Genomic DNA, 20,493 nt, shown 5'->3' with positions numbered 1-20,493 from the left:
AATTGCTTGATAAATAATTAATTGATGCCCTGACATTATAAACCCATGACGCTGCCTCTCATTGCTCCATCGCTGCTTGCCGCCGACTTTGCCAATCTACAGCGCGAACTGGAACGGGTGAATCAAAGTGAGGCCGATTATCTTCATTTCGATGTCATGGATGGCGTGTTTGTTCCTAACATTTCCTTTGGGTTTCCTGTTCTGGAAGTCGCCCGTCGGTACTGTCAGAAACCTCTTGACGTACATTTGATGATTACCGATCCCGACCGCTACGTTGACGCGTTTGCAGAAGGGGGCGCATCGGTGATTCATGTTCATTATGAAGCCTGTACGCACCTGCACCGAACGCTTACGCACATTCGTCAGCTAGGTTGCCGGGCTGGTGTTGCCCTGAACCCGCACACACCCGTTTCTGGCCTCGAAGACGTGCTGGAACATATCGACGTGATACTAATTATGTCCGTTAATCCCGGCTTCGGCGGTCAATCATTCATTCCACACACGCTCCAGAAAGTAGCGAATTTAAAACAGTTACTGAAAGCCAATCAATCGTCGGCGCTTATCGAAATCGATGGTGGTGTAGGGCTTAACAATGCACAGGCTTTACACAGTGCCGGGGCTGATATTCTGGTAGCCGGGAGTTCGGTTTTTGGAGCTACGGATCCAGTGGAAGCCATTCGTCTGCTGAAACAAAGCGGCCAGCCTATGATTGCTTAATTACGTTAGACCAACTTTCTTTATCCAATTGAACGCAGGAATACCTTTATGAAGAAAACCCACCTGGCTGTCGTACTCAGTTTGCTATTCCTGGCAACGGCTTGTCGTGATAAAGAAAAGACAAAAACTGAAGCCAATTCTGCCGACTCCGCCCATGTGGCTCCTCCTGCTCCCGAATGGGCGAAAAATGCAACGATCTACGAAATAAATCCGCGTCAGTTTTCACCCCAGGGCAACTTTAAAGCCATTGAAACCCAGCTTCCCCGGCTAAAAGAGCTAGGTGTCGATATTATCTGGTTCATGCCTATTTACCCTATTAGCCAGTTGAATAAGCAGGGGACACTGGGAAATCCGTACGCGGTGGCGGATTACAAGACTGTCAATCCAGACTACGGTACGTTACCTGACTTTAAATCGCTGGTGAACCGGGCTCATGCGCTGGGGCTGCGTGTCATTCTCGACTGGGTGCCTAGTCATACGGGCTGGGATCACGTTTGGGTGAAGGAACACCCTGACTGGTACGTTAAAGTAAATGGTAAAATGATAGCCCCCATCGACCCACGAACGGGTAAGCCCGCTAAACAAACCGATGTTATTGCACTGGATTATACCAATCCGGCGTTACGTAAGGGTATGGTTGAGGCTATGCAATATTGGGTGAAAGAATGCGATGTCGATGGATACCGTTGTAGCATAGCGGGTCTGGTACCCAATGATTTCTGGACCTCGCTACGTCCTCAACTCGATAAAATCAAAACGGTTTTTATGCTGGCTGAGTGGGAAGATGACCCGAATCAGTTGAAATCCTGTTTCAACATGAACTACGGCTGGAGTATGCACAACATGCTGAAAGCGGTAGCCAAAGGAGCTCGAACGGCCGACAAGATCGATTCGCTGCGGGAAGCCAATCAGGAGCGTTTTCCGATGTGGTATTACCAGATGATGTTTACCCAGAATCACGACGAAAATACCAATAATGGTACGTTGGCCGAGTTATTTGGTCCAGCGGCTGATGCTATTATTGTCCTGAGCAGTACGCTGGAAGGTATGCCTTTGGTTTATAACGGAATGGAATCTAATTTAACGAAACGGTTAGCTGTTTTTGAAAAAGATACGATTGTCTGGGGTAATTATACGAAAAGCAATTTTTTCAAAACGCTTCTTACGTTAAAACACCGAAACAAAGCACTCTGGAATGGTCTTGATGGAGGCCCAGCCACCAAAATCAATACCGACCACGATAATAAACTATATGCGTTTTACCGACAGCGGGATAACGACCGGGTTGTGGTGATGATTAACCTGAGTAACCAGCCCGTAACGGGGCATTTATTGGGTGATTCATATACGGGCATGTATACGGACGTATTCAGCCACCAGGGAGTCGAATTGAGAACGGAGATGGTAGTCACGCTCAAACCCTGGGAGTATCGCGTACTGACCAATTAAGTTTTTTCTTAACTTACCTAACGTAACAACGTAACGTTTCTTCCGCACTTACTACGTTGTTACGTACTAACCTTAAACGAAGTTTATAGAAACAACAATTGCTCATTGGTTGACGATTTATGCGTGTTTGGAGCATTTTGACCCATTTTCTGGTTCTAACGGTTACGTTGGTTTGTGGGGCACAGCCGTCTGCACCTCAACCTAAAACCTCACAAAGTTCGGTTCAATGGGCTAGTCGTGTGGTTGGTGTTTCGTCGGAGAAAAAGGGCGAACCAACCGGCGAACAATACCGGGCGTCTCAGGCACTGGGGCATCCTAGCAAATTACCTGAAATGGGTGAAAGTCCCTGTGCCTGGGCCCCTTTCTACGTCGATGGTACGGCGGATGAATGGATTCACGTAGCGTTTGCCAATCCACTACGTGCCCGACAGATTGTGATCGCCGAAAACGTGAATCCGGGTTCGGTCGTCAAAGTCGTAGTATTTGATGAAAAAGGGGCGGAGCACACTGTGTTTCAGTCGACGGGTATTCAAGCGCAAACCGACCCTATGACGCGGATTTTCCCGAAAGATTCTGCTGTTTTTCTATGCCAGCAGGTTAAGGTGTTCATCAATGGGGCAGCTCTTAAAGGGTTGAATCAGATTGATGCGATTGGGATTTCGGAAGATACGAATCCTGTCACTGTCGGCCTCAACATTTCAAAAGATACGCCCAAAGACCTGAAGAAAGAGAATCTTGGAAAAACGGTTAATTCGAACGGTCAGGAGGTGGCTCCCGTTATTTCGCCTGATGGCCGCACACTTTATTTCACCCGAAATTTCAACAAAGCCAATACGGGTTCGCCCAACCGCCAGGACGTTTGGTATTCTACGTTAGAATCCGGAGGTAGTGGCAGTCAGCCGATTTGGAGTGAAGCGGTCAACATCGGTTCGCCCATTAACAACGCGGGCGACAATGCCATCAGCGGCTTGACCTCCGACGGACGTACTGCTTACTTAATCAATGTCTATAAGCCCGATGGGGGCATGACGTTTGGTATTTCCAGTTCGATACGTACCAAAGCGGGTTGGTCGCAGCCGGTTGAATGTAAAATCGCCAACAATTATAACCTGCACGAAAAGAATCAGTTAGAGTTCTGTGTAGCACCCAACGGTCAGGCGATTATTCTGGCGGTGCAGCGAAAAGACACCCGTGGCGACCGCGACCTCTACGTATCACTTCTCAAACCCGATCAAACCTGGACCGAGCCGGTTTCCCTTGGTGGCGTTATCAACACGGCCGATTCTGAAAGTTCACCGTTTCTGGCCGCCGATGGCCGCACGCTTTACTTTACGTCGGCGGGGCATCCGGGCTACGGAAACGGCGATATTTTCGTGAGTCGCCGGCTCGATGAATCCTGGGGAAACTGGAGCGAACCTGAAAATCTGGGTCCATCCATCAATACGGATGAGTGGGATGGCTATTTCACCATTCCAGCCGCTGGCGACTTCGCTTACCTGAGTTCACGGGCAGGTTCGGTGGGTGAGGACGACATTTTTCGGTTGAAATTATATCCGGCCATTAAACCCGACCCCGTTGCTATCGTATCGGGGCAGGTATTGGATGCAAAGAGTAAAAAGCCGGTTGCGTCGGAGGTTGTCTCTGGAATCTTCGGCGATCAGAGTCAAAAAGAGATTTCCAAAGTTGAATACAATCCTGAAACGGGTGAGTATAAATTAATTCTACCAACCCAGAAGACCTACAATTTAGTCGCCAGCAAAGACGGCTATTTTCCGACCACTGAAACGCTTGATTTAAGCAAAGACAAGCGTTTTCGCGACATCAAAAAAAATCTGTATCTGGTTAAAATTGAGCCGGGGCAGAAGATTGTGATGCGCGAAGTCCTGTTTCAGCAGAGCCAATTCGAACTGTTGCCGGGTGCCAATACCGAGTTGGATCGGGTGGTTTCCATGTTGGAAAAATACCCAAACATGGAATTGCTGATTGAGGGACACACTGATAATCAGGGCGAATGGGAGCCCAACATGAAGCTTTCTGAAGACCGCGTTCGGGTAGTAAAAGAGTACCTCACGGGCAAAGGAATTGTAGATACTCGCATTCAAACGAAAGCCTGGGGACCCAGCAAACCCATTGCCAGCAACGAAACCGAAGAAAAACGCAAACAGAACCGGAGAGTAGAATTCACCATTCTGAAACTATGAGAACCGGGATTTTGCGCGTAGTTTTGGCCCGATGTTTTCCCAATTCTCCCGTAACACAGTCGTTCTATTAGGCCTCATTCTGGCGTTAGCGCTGGGGCTTCGCCTGTACCGAATCGGTACGTACGGCATCTATTTCGACGAAAAATCGACGTTACTCATCAGCCAGAGCGTCGTTTTGGAAGGCTATAATCAGAAAGACGTTTTCAGCAAAACGTACTTCACGCCGGCCGAATTCTGGAAGCCCAAAACCTTCAATGATTTTATGGAAGCCAACATCCGGGGCGACATTGGCAACAGTCCTGTGTATTATGGCATGCTTTGGGTATGGCTCAAGATTTTCGGACTGAGTGATGCGTCGTTACGTATGCCATCGGTCATTTTCGGTACGTTGGTAGTGTGGTTGCTGTTCGTATTCGTCCGGCGTCATTTTCGTAACGTAGTACGTAACGATACGTCTTCCTTCTTCGGCCTAAGTACTATCGATACGTTAGCGCTGACAAGTGCCGCCATTGCTGCGATAGAACCTTTTTTTGTGGCCTCAAGCCACATTGCGAGGAACTACCAGATGACGATTTTTCTGACGATACTGTCCACGTATGTATTTCTGATCATTATGGAGCGCGTCCAGCCTCCTAAATCCACATCAGATGCATCGACGACAGGACCGCGATATAAAGAGGGAGGCTTGTTGCCACTTTATGTCGCTTATGGCCTATTGTTTATTCTATCAACGCTGTCGCATTATCTGGCAGTCGTCGTATTTCTTTGCCACGGCTTATATGCTGCTTTGTTTCTACGTAAGCTTCATGCCTGGGTGGCACTAGGCGTAACGGGTATAATTGGGCTGGTACCGATTGTGTTGTGGTTTTTATTTGGTGGGGGCAAATACACATTTTTCACCCTTAAAAATCAAGCGGATTTATACAGAAAAATCGCGTTGACGAATCCAACCGGAAGTGAGTTCGGGACGATTTTACCGGCCACCATTCCCAATATTGCCAAACGAGCAATTCCCATTTTTTCGGACCTCTTTATTTTTATCAATGGACTGGGGCCAGCTTTAGGTGGTCTGAAGAATTCGCTGCTTGCGTTCACCATCGGTTCCATTGCTACGTTCATCATTCATAAGTATCGCAACGTAGCGAACCCACCGACCTGGGTATACGTAGCGCTACCAGTGCTGTTCCTGATCGGAATACCTATTTATTCAGTAGTACCGCTACGTTTGCTGGTGCTGTCGGCGGCTATTCCATTTGTGTATCTCATTAGTCGTTACGTTGTTGAGACAATCAAAACCCATCAGAAACGGCTGCTTATACTTTTAGTACTGCTTGCTTTTTTGCCAACGCTTTTTCTGCTTTTTATGGCCTGGCGCTCTGGTCATACGTTCGGAATTACGCAGCGGTATTCGAGTGTATCCTTTGCCTACGTTTGCATTTTTGTTGCGATGGGATTGATCCAGTTGACTCGAATCCGATGGTGGTTTAGTGCTCCGATTGCGGTTATTCTCTTGATTCAGAGCGGATTTTTAGTTCAGCTTCTGGGTGACATTTACGCAGATAAAGCGCCGAAATACACGTTTTTCGATAAACCACGTATTGCCAATCCATACTGGTCATCGGCACAGAAATTGAAGGAGTTATATGCGCCGGGCGATACAATTCTGTATCCAAACAAGGAACGTAAGATTTATTCGGAAGCCATAGACAAAACCTATTCGCCAGTTACACTCATTGATGCCCAAATGGTGAATGTCTATCTGCCGAAAGATGCACAGTATATACAGCGCGTCGATCCGAACGAACCTGACCGGATTGTGTTGGTAAAGGGAAATTCGGGCCAAAAAATTACTATTTTTGACTTCAAAGGCACTACGTATCGTTACGGTGGGTAGCCCAATAAGAATATGACTTCGACAACAGAACTAACTGACTTTCAATCGTTACAAGGTCAATTACGACTCAAAATTCTGAGTCTTTATCATCAGGCGCACGCTGGCCATATCGGCTGCTCGTTGAGTTGCGTCGATTTGATGATTGCTACATTGCTGCTCCGCAAACGCGATCAGGATACGTTCCTGCTTTCAAAGGGACACGCAGCGGCATCACTTTACGCGTGTCTGAACCACCTCGGCGATATTTCTGATGCGGAACTGGCAACGTATTACCATAATGGCACTACGTTACCGGCTCACCCCGCGCCAAACCAGCATAAGGGAATTCCATTTGCAACGGGTTCGTTGGGGCACGGACTGCCTATTGGTACGGGCATTGCACAGGCTAGTAAAATGCTTGGTGATGGCGGGCGGGTGTTTGTACTCATGTCGGATGGCGAAACCAACGAAGGCACGACCTGGGAAGCCGCCCATTTTGCCATGCAGCACCAACTGGATAATCTGATTATTCTGGTCGATAAAAATGGTTTACAGGGTTTCGACAAGACCGCTAACGTATTGGGTGATACGGCCGATGTACGTACCTGGAAAGCAATTGGTTTTGAGACGGTTGAAGCCGATGGACACAACGTTGACGAAATCTTGGCTACAGTAGACCAGTTGACAGCTTCGTCGAATGGTAAACCTAAAGTCCTGATTGCCAATACAGTTAAAGGAAAAGGCGTATCGTATATGGAAAACAAGCTCGAATGGCACTACCTGCCCATGACCGAAGCTCAGTACGAACAAGCCTGCGCCGACGTGAACGAACGCTATTTGCTTGCACAGACGACGCAGGCGTAGGTAGTTCTGACTTGCCGTTGGGTATAAAACTAGACTTCAATAAAGCATATCCGGGCTTTTGCCGTAATATTGCGGTCTGAATGAATCAGTCTGCTGCTAATTTGCTACCTTCTACCATTGCCCAGCTCAACGGGCCTATTGTTGTTTTTGGAGCCAGTGGCTTTATTGGTGCCAACCTGTATGAGCAACTTTTCCGCGTCCGCAAGGATGTGTACGCGCTCACCCACGATGCCACTAAAGCCTGGCGACTCAAGCTGTTAGACGTACCCGCCGAGAATATTGTCCATTGCGATATTTTGTCCAATACGTCGGTGCATGACGTTTTTAGCCGCCTGAAACCACGTACCATTTTCAATCTGGCGGCTTACGGTGCGTATAGTAAACAGAAAAACGTTGGTCTGACCTACGAAACCAACGTACTAGGCACGGTTAATATCCTCGAAAATACTACGTCCGACATGGTATATATCCATGCGGGAAGTAGTTCGGAGTACGGATTTAACTGTACGGCCCCTAAAGAAACCGACCGTGTTGAGCCCAATAGTCACTACGCCGTTTCGAAGGTTTCGGGGGCTTATACACTCGAATACTACGCCAAAGTTCACGGCCTTAATACGTTAAATCTTCGTCTTTATTCCATTTACGGAGGCTGGGAAGAACCCGACCGGCTCATTCCGCGACTCGTGGAAGAGAACCTGAAGGGAAAATTACCGCCTTTGGTTTCACCCGACATTAGCCGCGATTTTGTGTATATCGACGACTGCGTTTCGGCTTTCGTACAGGCGGCACTACGTGTAAATTCTACTATTCGCGGGCGTTCGTATAACATCGCAACCGGAAAAAAAACGACCATGCGCGAGTTGGTCGACGTAGCGCGGGAAACCTTTGGTCTGGCGCAGGAGCCGGTATGGGGAAGCATGACGAACCGTAACTGGGACCTTTCAGACTGGTATGGCGACCCAACAGCCGCCGAAGCCGACCTCGGCTGGAAAGCTACTACGTCGCTGGGAGACGGCTTGCGCAGGACGGCCGATTGGCAGGAGTCGCATGACTATGAAGGTCGGGTGATTCCGGCATTCCAGACGCCCACGCTCAATCCGGTTATTTCGCCCATTATTGCGTGTTATAGAGATGCGCAGGCCATTCCGTACATGTATGAACGGCTGGTGAAGACTTTCAACGAAATGAAGGTACGTTACGAAATCATTTTCGTCAACGATAACTCACCCGACAACAGCGACGACGTACTGAACGAGATTTGCGCCAAAGATCCGAACGTAATAGCGATTAAGCATTCGCGGAATTTCGGTTCGCAGTCGGCTTTTTTAAGCGGGATGGAGATTTCCACGGGCGATGCCGTGGTGCTAATGGATGGCGATTTACAGGACCCGCCCGAAATCATTCCGAAGTTTTACGAAAAGTGGCAGGAGGGCTTCGACGTTACGTATGGTGTTCGGGTTCAGCGCGAAATGGCACCACACGTTCACTTTTTCTACAAGCAATTCTATCGTCTGTTCAAACGAACGGCGTATATCAATATCCCCGTCGACGCTGGTGATTTTTCGATGATCGACCGGAAAGTTGTCCGCGAACTGGTCAATCTTCCCGAAACTGAGCAATTTCTACGTGGTCTGCGGGCCTGGGTAGGTTTCCGGCAAACGGGCGTCGATTACGTGCGACCGGAGCGGATGTTTGGCGTATCGACCAACAACTGGACCAAGAACATCTGGTGGGCGAAAAAGGCCATTTTCTCGTTCAGTTTTGCGCCATTGGAGCTGATGACCTACGCCGGTTTTGTGCTCACGGGTCTGTCGATGCTGGGAATTGTCTGGCAAATTCTGTCGCGGCTACTCAACTTTGATCCGAATACACCCTACGGTTTATCGACCGTTATTGTCCTGGTAATGTTTTTCGGTGGAATCAACCTGCTGGGCATTTCGTTTCTAGGCGAGTACATCAGCAAGATTTTTGAGGAGACAAAAAAACGCCCGAAATTTATCCGAACGATGGTCCGCAAAGGCCAGCGTGTGTATAAAACCGCAGCCGAAATCAGTACGTTGGTGGAGCAGCGAAAGAGTAAGTAAGGATACTACGTCAATTTCATCAGCAATACTAGACGACCGTCTATAAACGCTATGCGAAAAGAATTTTCAGCCGCCATTGAACGTATTGCGCGGGAAGATGATAAAATCATTTTCATTACGGGCGACCTGGGCTATAATGCTCTGGAGAACGTAGTAGATGCCTTAGGACCTCGGTTCATCAATGCCGGTGTCGCCGAGCAAAACATGGTCGGTGTGGCCGCGGGTCTGGCTTACAAAGGCTATAAGGTGTTTTGCTACAGCATTGCTCCGTTTGTGGTCTACCGCTGTCTGGAGCAGTTTCGGAATGACGTTTGCCTGCATAAAATGCCTGTTTTTCTGGTCGGAAATGGGGGTGGGTATGGGTATGGCATCATGGGCAGCACGCACCACGCCATCGAAGATCTGGCTTGCCTGAGCAGTCTTCAAAATGTCAATACGTACATTCCTGCATTCGCCGATGAAGTAGAGCCGATGCTCGAACAGATTGTCGCTGAAGGCCGTCCTACGTATCTGCGGTTGGGTGCTGGGGCGAATACTCCCGACGGTGCCCAAACGTATGGCTCGTTTAAACATATTGTACATAGTACGGCCTCAATAGGCAACGTAGTGGCCCTTGGACCAGTGGCAGCTAACGTATTAACCGCACTGAAAGATGAGTTGCTCGTTGATCAATTCGACGTGTTCACGGCTACGAACCTCCCACTGGACCTTCCTAATGATCTGGCTCATCGCTTGGCTGGTAAACCTTTGCTGGTTGTCGAAGAGCACGTATCGATTGGCGGACTGGCACAGCAATTGTCGGTAAAATTATTGGCCGATGGTGCTGCCCCTAGTCATTTTGTGAGTTTGTCGGCGCAGGGGTATCCGAACGGTTTGTATGGCGATCAGAAGTACCACCAGCAATTATCCGGACTCGACCCAGCCAACATCGCCCGGCATCTGGCTTCGTTCACCAATTAGTATTCATCTGTGCTGACCTCAACCACCGATACGTCACAATCAGCCCATCGGCACCAGTCTACGCTGGAGTCTAAAACTTTGGTATGGACCTGGCTTGGTTATTTGCTCGTAGCCCTGCCTGTTGTCGTCTTCGCGCTGGTCTGGAATGCATATGCCATCAACATCCCGAAGTGGGACGACCACGCGTTACGTGCCTTTCTGTATTATTCCGATCAGGAAACCACGTTTTCGGGCAAAATTTACCAGCTTTTTAAGCAGCATAACGAACACCGAATTGTTTATGATCGCATCGTTACGTTGCTGGATTACTGGTTATTTAGTAAACTCAATTTTGTACACTTGATGGTAGTCGGTAACCTGAGCTTAGTCGGGTTGCTGGCCTTGTTCATTGCCGTTTTGAATCGAGCGGGTAAGTCAATATTGTATGCCATACCTGTATCGTTACTGATATTCAACCTGTCTCACTGGGAAAATATGTATTGGGGCATGGCCGCCCTGCAAAATTTCTCGGTGGTACTCTGGATCATTGCCGCCTTCTATTTCCTGAGTTATACCCGTCATTGGGGGCTAGCTTTTATAGCTGCTACGTTAGCCACTATCACCAGCGGTAACGGGCTGGTTGTCTGGCCAATTGGATTACTGATCATTCTGTTACGTAGCACTACGTCTGGCAACCGCACGCTACGTTCGTTGATCAGCTGGCTTGTCGGTGGGGGCATTGTCATCGGATTGTATTTTACGGGATTCGAAAAACCGCAGGATATTGCCTACGTTCGTCCGGGGATAATCGACTTGCTAAAAGGTTGGTTCGCTTTTACGGGCGCAGCCGCTGAAGTTGTTCCAATTGGCTCTCCGCTACGTTCGAGCATTGCCTTAGGTGGTTTGATGGCCATTATATCAATCGGTTTGATTGGGTGGTCTGTGTTCCGGTATCGTTTCGCTATTGCTAATGCTGTTCGGAATCTGCTACGTTTAAAATCTTCCGAAAAAACAAACCAAGAGGCTATTCCAGCCATTACGTTGTTTTTCTGGGCTTGTGCCGCTTTTCTGCTTGGTACGGCAGCCATTGTAGCCTGGGCACGGACGGGTTTTGGCGCTGAAATCCTGATAACCAGCCGCTATAAAATGTATTCTCTCACACTACTGGCGCTGCTGTACGTTTACCTGATTGCTACGTCGGGAGAACGTATCGGCCGCTGGTTGCTGGTTGGCGGTGGTGTAGGAGCTGTCGCTTTTGCAGCCATTTCGTATCTCTCTTTTCTGGATGAAACGATCTGGTGGCGGCACTGGTTTACGACCAGTCAATTCAATTGGACATACACGACTAACAGCCCGGTCGCTACGTCTGATTCAGTGTCCGAACACTATACGGATTCGGCTCCGGCTTTCTACGACTCACATCTGCAAACGATCTATGCACCAGCTCAGAAGCCCGTTACCGATTTGCAGGTTTCCAAAGTCGCGAATGCATTTATGGTTCAAAATTCGACGATTCCGGCAGGCGGGTTGGGTGATAATGGTACGTATCTGATAGCTCGTTCGGATAAACGCACCTATCTTTTTCCGGTCTGGCAGAACCTGCGTTCGATACGCAGTGCGAAATTTATGCCCGCGAATCTGTTCACGGATGGCTTTAAAGGACGTTTTCTATCAATCGATTTGGAGCATGGTACGTATCAGCTGTTTATTCTGACCATTTCAGACAATAACCGCAAGGCGGAAATTTACCCGACCAACCAAACTATTTTTACCGAAGGACCACCCGTCCAGTCAACGTCCAAGAACTGGTAATCAGTAACGTAGCAACGCACTGATTACGCAATTCCTTTTTTATGCAAACGAACACTCCAGTAACTGCCCCTTCACGTCCGGTTCTGAATCACCTTCGGCAGTTAGATGGCATTCGGTTTCTGGCCGTGGGCCTGGTTCTGTTCGACCATTGGATGGCTGAACACTGGCCGTCGGGGAATTTTGAACTGCCCCTCGGTGCTCTGGGCGTGACAATATTTTTCGTATTGAGCGGGTTTCTCATCACCCGAATTCTCTTATCGAGCAAAGACAAACTTCAGAATCGGCCGTCAGGTGGCTTAGGAAGCTATCTCAAAACGTTTTACATCCGCCGAACCCTTCGCATTTTTCCGGTTTATTACCTTACGCTTTTTGTACTCTACCTCATCGATGAGCCTCCCGTTCGCCGAACTATTGGTTGGTTAGTCCTCTATGCCAGCAATATTTACATGGCATATTATGGTACGTGGATGGGTACGGTCGACCACCTCTGGTCGCTGGCGGTTGAGGAGCAGGTGTATTTATTTTTCCCGCTATTACTCTTCTTTGTTCCCCGTCGGTGGGTGCCGTTGACTGCTACGTTGATGATTGTCGGCGGTGTTACGTTACGTTACGTACTGTTCCGCGCTCGTATGCCCTGGTTCATCGGCTACGTATCGATGCCCGCCTGCCTGGATTCGTTTGGGCTGGGAGCCATCATGGCGTATTGGTGGCTGTATCAGCGTGACCGTTTTGAGCAGGTTTTTCGCCCAACGTACCGACTTGTGCTCAGTCTGTTGCTGTTTGTGGGTATTATGGCTATGACCAAAATACTACCTGCCGTTCCTGATTTGCACGGGTGGACGGGACACCACAACATCATGTCCGACGTTTGGGAGCGTTTGGGAGCTTCATTGGTCGGATTCTTCCTGATTGGTCGGGCCGTGCTGGGCTTTGGTGGTGTCATGCAGTGGGTGCTGGAAAATCCCGTCAGTCAGTATATGGGACGTATCAGTTATGGGCTGTATCTGTATCACAATTTCGTCTTTAATGTGTACCATACACAGCCTACTCATTTTACAATACGAGCCTGGCGACGGATTACTGATATATTACCATTTCTGAACAGCTCTTATTTTTTCCAATTCTCTTTCTACCTCTTTCTGACGGTTTCGTTGGCTACAATCTCCTGGTTTTTGATTGAAAAGCCAATTAACAATCTAAAAGACCGGTATTCGTATTGAACAGATAGGCCAAACAAAAATTTATTTTGTTCAGTCCGCTCAATAAGTCCTTTTCGAATAGGGGAATCAACCGGAGAGAATTCTCTATATTTGTGGCGTTTTATCCGTTTAATTCACCAGCATACGAACAACTTGCTTGTTCCTTGCATTGGCGGACCGGCCCAATCGGACCACCTTTTATTCCCTAAATACGTTGCATGAGCATTCTGCTATCCATTGTAATGCCTGCCTACAACGAAGAAGAAGTTATTGAAGCCGTTGTAAAGCAGTGGACCGATTTGCTGACCCGTCAGTTTCCCACCGATAATACCCGCCTGATTGTCGTAAATGATGGTTCACGCGATAATACCGGTGCCATTCTGGACCAAATCAAAGAGCGTTACCCAAAACTGATGGTCGTGCATCAACCAAACGGTGGGCATGGAAATGCGGTCGTTAATGGGTACCGCCAGGCAGTAGCACTGGACTCTGAATACGTATTTCAGACGGATAGTGACGACCAGTTTATCACCGACGATTTTGTGAAATTATGGGAAAAGCGTGATGAATCGCCGTTTATTCTGGGCTATCGTGAAGAACGCTATGACGCACCCGCCCGCCTGGTAATCACCCGGATTCTGCGGTTCAGCATTGCGTTGATCTATGGTACGTATATCATGGACAGCAACATTCCGTTCCGGCTGATTAAAGGTTCATTCCTGCGAAAACTGCTGGCCCAACTACCAGACCCCACTCCTTTCGCTCCCAATATTTTCCTGGCAGTTATGGCCAAAAAGGCTGGAGGCACTACGTTCGATATTCCCATTACCCACAAAGAACGGCAAACCGGTACCGTTTCGATTCTGAAATGGAAACTGCTGAAAGTTTGCATGCAAAGCTTTAAAGAACTGGCGCAGTTCCGGTTCGACCTAGGCGACAAAGTAAAAGCCATCAAAAAACCAGAACCCGTAGGAGTTGCCTAGTTAAATAGTTATAAAGTTGTAAAGGTATAAGGTTGTAAAGTTGGGCTCTCTGACCATCAACTCTACAACCTTACGACTTTATAACTATACAACTCTATACTACAACTTGAATAAAAGTATGAAGTATAAATATGTCATTATTGGTTCCGGGCCGACGGGGCTTGGAGCAGCGTACCGCCTGAAAGAATTAGGAATTACCGACTTCATCGTTCTCGAAAAAGAAAACCGGATTGGCGGACTGTCGAAAAGCTTCATCGATGAACAGGGCTTTACATGGGACGTCGGTGGACACGTACAGTTTTCCCACTATAAATATTTCGACGACCTGATGCTCAAGGCGTTGGGTCAGGATGGCTGGCTTAGTCACCAACGCGAATCGTGGGTGTGGATCGAGAAACGCTTTGTTCCGTATCCATTCCAGAACAATATTAAATACCTGACGCCCGAAACGATGTGGAAATGCCTCGAAGGCATCATCCACAACTATAAATTCCCCACGAATCAGAAACCGGCCAATTTTCGCGAGTGGATTCTCGCTACGTTCGGGCCGGGGCTGGCCGAAACTTTCATGTTTCCGTACAACTTCAAAGTCTGGGCTTTCCCGCCTGAAGACATGAATGCGGTTTGGGTAGGCGAACGTGTAGCAGTCACTGATTTACAGCGCGTTACCAAAAACATCATTTTCGATCAGGACGATTTCTCGTGGGGCCCAAACAGTACGTTCCAGTTTCCGAAACACGGTGGTACGGGTGGTATCTGGGAGGCCGTTGGAAATCTGGTTGGTCGCGAATACATCAAACTGAATACAACAGTTGATAAAGTCATTGGTCCGTCGAAAAAAATAGTACTGACCGACGGCGAGGAAATCGAGTATGAATACCTGATGAGTTCCATGCCGCTCGATCTGTTTACACAACGGGTAGAAGGGCTGGATTCGGAAATTGTTCAGACTGCTCAGGGGCTGAAACACTCATCCACCAACGTAGTAGGTATCGGTCTGAAAGGCAAACCAAAAGAAAGTCTGAAAACCATGTGCTGGATGTATTTCCCGGAATATAATAGCCCCTATTACCGCGTAACGGTTTTCTCCAACTATAGCCCGAACAACGTACCGGATATCAACCAGCACTGGTCGTTAATGACCGAAACGAGTGAATCGGCCGCGAAGCCGGTCAATCGCGAAACGCTGATTGATGACACCATTCGCGCGTTGATTGAAGATCAGCTTATCGAATCGGCCGATGACGTAATTTCGACGTTCCACATGGCTTTCGATTATGGCTATCCAACACCATCCGTCGAAAGGGACGGTATCCTGAAAGCTGTTTTGCCAAAACTGGAACCGTTTGGTATTTATTCACGCGGTCGGTTTGGCGCCTGGAAATACGAGGTTAGTAATCAGGACCACTCGCTGATGCAGGGTGTTGAATGGGCAAACCGTGTAGCCACCAACGTACCAGAATTAACAATGCCTTTCCCCGAAACGGCCAACGCTATGTGGGGAAAATAATTGAGGTCTAAAGTTATAGGGTTGTAAGGTTATAATGTTGTATAGTTATGTTTGTCAAACTACCAACTCTATAACCTTACAACCCTATAACTTTACAACCATACAACTTTATAACTTTTAAATGACAAAACGTCTCTGGCTTGGTATTGGAGCAATTGTGCTGGTAGTTGGTGGCTGGTTAGGATACCGGCAGCTAGTTCCTCCGACGCAAACGGTTGGCTCCCTTATACCGCCCGGTGCTCTGATGATACTGGCCAGCGACCGATTGCAGGATACCATTCCAGCCCGCGTTTTACGGACACAGATGTCGATACGTCAGGTACCCGTATTCGATGAAGCCCGCCAGCGACTCAATCGTTTTCTTTACGCCACCGCCGATTCGGCAACAGTGCTAAAATTCATTTCCGGACGTAACGTTCGTTATTCGCTGCATTCAATCTCAAAATCGACTCTCGATTTCATTTTCTACGTTCCTATTACCAGTAACGATCAGGAGTTTCTGAATCGAGTGACAACACCCAATCCCCGCCAGTTCCGGGTGCTCAGCCATACGTTTGCCGACGAAAAAATTCGGGACTTAGTTTCCCGCGATGGCGAACCCATTGGCTCGTTTATTCTTACAGATAATTTTCTGATAGGCAGTGTTTCTGGCATTCTTATCGAGAACGTAGCTAAACGGATGCACCAGTCGCTGAAACTCAATCAGGATGATCCCGTCATAAATGGGCCTGCTTTTCGTAGCGATGCTCAGTTGCAGGCTGGTGTATCGGTACGTCCTGAAGTGCTTCAGTCGTTGTTCAGTAACGTTGGGTCGCTGGTTCGGCTGTTTCTTCCCGAACAGTTGACGCTGCAATTTCGCCAGTCGGCCGCTCACACGCACCTGATTGGCTATTCAGTTGATGAAATCGGTGAACGGCGCGACGTAGCGGCTTTGTTCGCCAATCAGAATCCTCAACGTATTCAGCACCCGCATTTGATCCCACAGACGACTGCTACGTTGTATCACATCAGCGTGAGTGATGCTACCCGTTTTGGTCAGTCGCTACGTGATCTGCTGGGTTCGGCCTCCAGCGATTTCCTACGCGATCGGTTTAGCCTGCTTGAACCAATAACACCTGCACTTTATGCATCGCTAGGCAGCGATTTATTGTTGTGCCGACTCGAATCGCCAACCGGTACGTTACGTCAGATACTAATTCTGACAGCCCAAAACGGAAAACAACTGGCCAACTCGTACCAGCAGGCTGCTTATCGGGCGGGTGCCCGAAATATGGGACAACCCAAAACGTATCTGGGTCATAAACTCCTGCAACTCAACGTATCCGAATTACCAGCTTCGCTCTTCAGTAGTTTATTTTTGGGTTTTTCGCAAAGCTGGATTACTCAGCATGGCACCTCACTGATTGTTGGCAACAGTGAAGAAGCGCTTCAGGATTATCTGCAACAGGTGCAACGGGGAGCCATCTGGACAACTGACCAGCGGCAGGCCGAATTCTTGAAGGCAACGCTACGTCCAGCAAATTTTACCGCTTTTGTGCGGCTGAATCGAGCCGAAACAACAGTTCCACGTACCTGGCCGCTGGCCTGGCAAAATCTGCTCGACCGTATCGATCCAGCCACCGGCACAACGGCTTTGTCTAATCTGGAAAATATGGCCTATCAGGCCAGCTACGGCAACGAAAATATTCAGTCGACCGTAGTGTTAGGACGTACCACTCGCCGGGCTAGTAAGATGGTACTCAATAAGTTACTATTGCAAAAGAAGACTGAATTCAATGCACCTTTGATTTCGGCTCCGATTGTAACGGGCAACTTAAGCGACAGTTCTGCCCAATTTTACGCTCAGAATAATGCCGGGCAATTCGTGCTGGTTACGCCACAGGGCGATAAAATTGTTCAGAGCAACATCGACGGACCAATACGTAGCAATGCACTCGGCGTTGATTTTCTGAACAATGGCCGTCTTCAGTACCTGTTCATGACCGATCGGACACTCTACGTTGCCGACCCGGTACGTATTTCGAAAGAAGTTACGTTACAGTCTATTCCACTTCCGCAGGGTATTGATACGTCGTACCTTGCCCGGCCAAGAGGCAGTCAGCAACGTAACTTTGTAGCACTTGCAGCGCATCACGACGGGCACATTTACGCCCTCGACCGCCAGCGTCGGGCATTTGTACGCATCATGACCGCTCCGCGCAAAAGTTCACCGCAACTTCCATTTCAGGTAATACCGACCGAAAAAGGCATGGATGTACTGATGATCCAGAAGGATGGTACGTTGAACTACTGGCGTGAAAATGGCTCTCAGTATCCACATTTCCCCAGTCGAATTGAGCGAAAAAACGAAGATGAAGCTGTACTAAGTTTTAGTGGCCCTGCCTTGTTGCCTCCCAATCAGTCGCTTATACAAACCATTGCTGACGAAGGACAATTGTTTACGATTAATCTTAACGGTCTGATTGCCAAACGTACGCAGCTATACCGACCCGTACGCAGCGACAAGTTCCGGCTCTTTCCGGACGAGGACCAAACAAACTGGTTATTGCTACGTACTACGGATACAGAGTTGACAGTTCTGGATCAGCAAGGGCAACGTCGATTCGATGTGCGAGCGCTCCAGTCGGGACGTAACAACGTGCGTTATCACCGGCTTGGTGCGGGTGTTGAGTTAATCAGTGTAAAATCGGGAGGTTTCACTACGTTGTACGACATGAACGGTAGGATTATTGGCGACAGACCTATTCCAAGCGATTTCCCGGTAGCGCTACAATTCGACGAACGTACCAATGAGTTATACATTCTAAGTGGCGCACAGCAGGCCGTTCAGTTATTTCGAATACGAATTAGATAGCAGAGAGGTAAGGGTATGGGGCAGAGGGTTATTCCTTTCACCCCATGCCTTCTGCCCAATGCCCTACGCTCTATGCACATACTACGTTATTTTATTTTAGCGATTGCCCTGATACTTTGGGCCGGTGGATTGTTTAGTACAGTGTCGCACTGGCTTTATGAAGCCGGCGTCATCGCCGAAGATTATCGGTACGGCGATTTGTATCGTCTGTGGCCTTTGCCGAAATTTAAAGAAACCCATTATCGCTGTCCCTCGGCAAATCGGTCGAGCGATACGTCTTCAACGCATTTGTACATCATTGGTGATAGCTTTTCTGATCCAAAACAGCTTAGTGAATCTGATTTCGGCGTAAGTCACTATCAACGGGTAGCCTGGGAATTTCAGCAACGGGCTCAGCTTGACACAAGCAAACGTAACGTGCTGTTCATCGAAACCGTAGAACGTCACTTTCGGGATCATTTTGCCGTGTCCGTAAATCAACTGATTGTGCAGAACGATACTAGCCAAACTGCATCTTTAAAGCCGACGTTAAAGCAACGCATCCGTAATGAATTAAACCTAAAAAACGTAAATGAGCGGCTCGAATCAGAATTATTTGGTCAGGATTGGGCGCTCTGGTTTAAAGAAGTCAAAGCCGAACTGACCCTGAAATGGTTTGATCGGGATAACGGCGCCGTTACGTTGGCGAAAAACCAGCAGCATATATTTCTCAACCTGGATACCGACACTACGAATCGACTGAACTCGTCTTTTGCGCCCTTAACCGATAAAGAAGTCAATACGTTGGTCGACAGTGTAAATGCTACTGCAGACCGTTATCTTCGGTTAGGTTTCGACGAAGTTTACCTATCAATTGTTCCCAACAAAGCCACCATTCTGGAACCCAGTCGGGGAGTTTATAATCATCTCATCGAACGGGTTCAGGCCAATCCACGACTGAAAGTTCCATTCATCGATACGTATAGTCGGTTTAAAAAAGCACCTTCATCGCCTTACTGGAAAAGCGATACGCACTGGAACTGCGATGGACGGTCTATTTGGTTACAGGCTGTTTATCAGAAGGTTAAAATTTAGCTGGTACACAGAGAGACACGGAACAGACACAGAGGTTTTATTATTTTTCTTTGTATAACTCTGTGTTTCCTCTGTGCATCTCTGTGTACCGGCTAAATCACCGCCGTTGCAGTACTTCGTCGAGCTTGGCTTTGTAGATGCGCCCGACGGGTATTTCCTCATTATTGACCCGAATGTACGTAGCGCTGATGGCCTGAATGTGTTCTAGCGATACAATGAAGGATTTGTGAATACGAACGAACCGATTCGGGGGCAGTTTTTCTTCCAGGTAGCTTATGCGCAGATACGACACCAGTGGTCCCGTTGCAGTATGAATTCTGACGTAATCTTTTAGGCTCTCAATCCAGAGAATATCGTCCAGATCGAGCTTCACCATCTCCTTATCGACCTTGAAATACTGATAGTCTTTCGCAGGACGTATCGGTTCGGGTGCTTCGGGTTGAGCGGGCGTTGTGGGCAGGAAACGGTAGATTTTGCCTACCGATTGCAGAAATCGCTCAAACGAAATGGGTTTCACCAGAAAATCCACTACGTCGAATTCGTAACTATCCAACGCGTGTTCCCGAAAAGCCGTTGTGAAAATAACCTTCGGTCGATAGCCGAGCGGACGTAGCAGATCGAAGCCCGTGAGCCGGGGCATTTGAATATCCAGAAACAGTACGTCGATCGGGTTTTGCTGGAGGAACAAAAGAGCCTGCGTCGGGCTGTTCGACAAGCCGACCAATTGCAAATCCGGCAATCGACCAATGTAGTCTTTCAACAGGTCGGTTGCCGGTGGTTCATCATCCAGCACAAAACAACGTATCGCCATTCGATAAAATAACTTTCGGATTTTGTCATGCTGACGCAGGAAGCATCTTACGTTTTCCAAACTAACTTGTTGGGGCACGTTAAAATGCTTCCTGCGTCAGCATGACAAAAATCGTCAACAAAA

14 protein-coding genes are annotated in these 20,493 nt (G+C 48.2%); 13 read left to right on the top strand and 1 reads right to left on the bottom strand.

What is annotated here, in order from left to right; genetic code table 11:
* The first annotated feature begins 45 nt into the window (after nucleotides 1-45).
* The 13 genes from rpe to IC229_RS28310 all read left to right on the top strand — a co-directional run bounded on the left by rpe (nucleotide 46) and on the right by IC229_RS28310 (nucleotide 19,559).
* A complete protein-coding gene (gene rpe, locus IC229_RS28370) occupies nucleotides 46-717 on the top strand; it encodes a ribulose-phosphate 3-epimerase (protein WP_190891279.1) in 672 nt (223 codons plus the stop codon).
* 48 nt (nucleotides 718-765) lie between these two features.
* The gene (locus IC229_RS28365; protein WP_190891277.1) at nucleotides 766-2,166 is read left to right on the top strand and encodes an alpha-amylase family glycosyl hydrolase; all 1,401 of its coding nucleotides are present in this window, start codon (nucleotides 766-768) and stop codon (nucleotides 2,164-2,166) included.
* A 119-nt stretch (nucleotides 2,167-2,285) separates the two neighbouring features.
* Nucleotides 2,286-4,367, top strand: coding sequence for an OmpA family protein (locus tag IC229_RS28360; RefSeq protein ID WP_190891275.1), 2,082 nt, complete (start codon nucleotides 2,286-2,288; stop codon nucleotides 4,365-4,367).
* A 31-nt stretch (nucleotides 4,368-4,398) separates the two neighbouring features.
* Complete coding sequence (locus IC229_RS28355; RefSeq protein ID WP_190891273.1) at nucleotides 4,399-6,261, top strand: glycosyltransferase family 39 protein; 1,863 nt, start codon at nucleotides 4,399-4,401, stop codon at nucleotides 6,259-6,261.
* Nucleotides 6,262-6,273: 12 nt separating this feature from the next.
* Complete coding sequence (locus IC229_RS28350; protein ID WP_190891272.1) at nucleotides 6,274-7,104, top strand: transketolase; 831 nt, start codon at nucleotides 6,274-6,276, stop codon at nucleotides 7,102-7,104.
* A gap of 80 nt (nucleotides 7,105-7,184) precedes the next feature.
* A complete protein-coding gene (locus IC229_RS28345) occupies nucleotides 7,185-9,188 on the top strand; it encodes an NAD-dependent epimerase/dehydratase family protein (RefSeq protein ID WP_190891270.1) in 2,004 nt (667 codons plus the stop codon).
* 51 nt (nucleotides 9,189-9,239) lie between these two features.
* Entirely contained in the window at nucleotides 9,240-10,148 is a 909-nt protein-coding gene (locus IC229_RS28340) for a transketolase family protein (RefSeq protein WP_190891269.1), read from the top strand.
* A 9-nt stretch (nucleotides 10,149-10,157) separates the two neighbouring features.
* Complete coding sequence (locus tag IC229_RS28335; protein WP_190891267.1) at nucleotides 10,158-11,939, top strand: hypothetical protein; 1,782 nt, start codon at nucleotides 10,158-10,160, stop codon at nucleotides 11,937-11,939.
* A 41-nt stretch (nucleotides 11,940-11,980) separates the two neighbouring features.
* Nucleotides 11,981-13,159 carry an acyltransferase family protein gene (locus IC229_RS28330; protein WP_190891265.1) on the top strand — a complete coding sequence of 393 codons (1,179 nt, stop codon included), beginning with the start codon at nucleotides 11,981-11,983 and terminating at the stop codon, nucleotides 13,157-13,159.
* A gap of 197 nt (nucleotides 13,160-13,356) precedes the next feature.
* Nucleotides 13,357-14,121, top strand: coding sequence for a glycosyltransferase family 2 protein (locus IC229_RS28325; protein WP_190891263.1), 765 nt, complete (start codon nucleotides 13,357-13,359; stop codon nucleotides 14,119-14,121).
* Nucleotides 14,122-14,239: 118 nt separating this feature from the next.
* A complete protein-coding gene (locus IC229_RS28320) occupies nucleotides 14,240-15,631 on the top strand; it encodes a protoporphyrinogen/coproporphyrinogen oxidase (protein WP_190891262.1) in 1,392 nt (463 codons plus the stop codon).
* A 121-nt stretch (nucleotides 15,632-15,752) separates the two neighbouring features.
* Nucleotides 15,753-18,485, top strand: coding sequence for a hypothetical protein (locus IC229_RS28315; protein ID WP_190891260.1), 2,733 nt, complete (start codon nucleotides 15,753-15,755; stop codon nucleotides 18,483-18,485).
* 72 nt (nucleotides 18,486-18,557) lie between these two features.
* A complete protein-coding gene (locus tag IC229_RS28310) occupies nucleotides 18,558-19,559 on the top strand; it encodes a hypothetical protein (protein WP_190891258.1) in 1,002 nt (333 codons plus the stop codon).
* A 97-nt stretch (nucleotides 19,560-19,656) separates the two neighbouring features.
* Here the strand turns inward: IC229_RS28310 and IC229_RS28305 are convergent, their stop codons facing one another.
* Nucleotides 19,657-20,430, bottom strand: coding sequence for a LytR/AlgR family response regulator transcription factor (locus tag IC229_RS28305; RefSeq protein ID WP_223834234.1), 774 nt, complete (start codon nucleotides 20,428-20,430; stop codon nucleotides 19,657-19,659).
* Nucleotides 20,431-20,493 lie beyond the last annotated feature (63 nt).

The sequence above is a fragment of the Spirosoma profusum genome, assembly GCF_014699005.1.
In the GTDB taxonomy this organism is placed as follows: Bacteria; Bacteroidota; Bacteroidia; order Cytophagales; family Spirosomataceae; genus Spirosoma; species Spirosoma profusum.
This window is presented reverse-complemented; position numbering and strand designations above follow the sequence as displayed.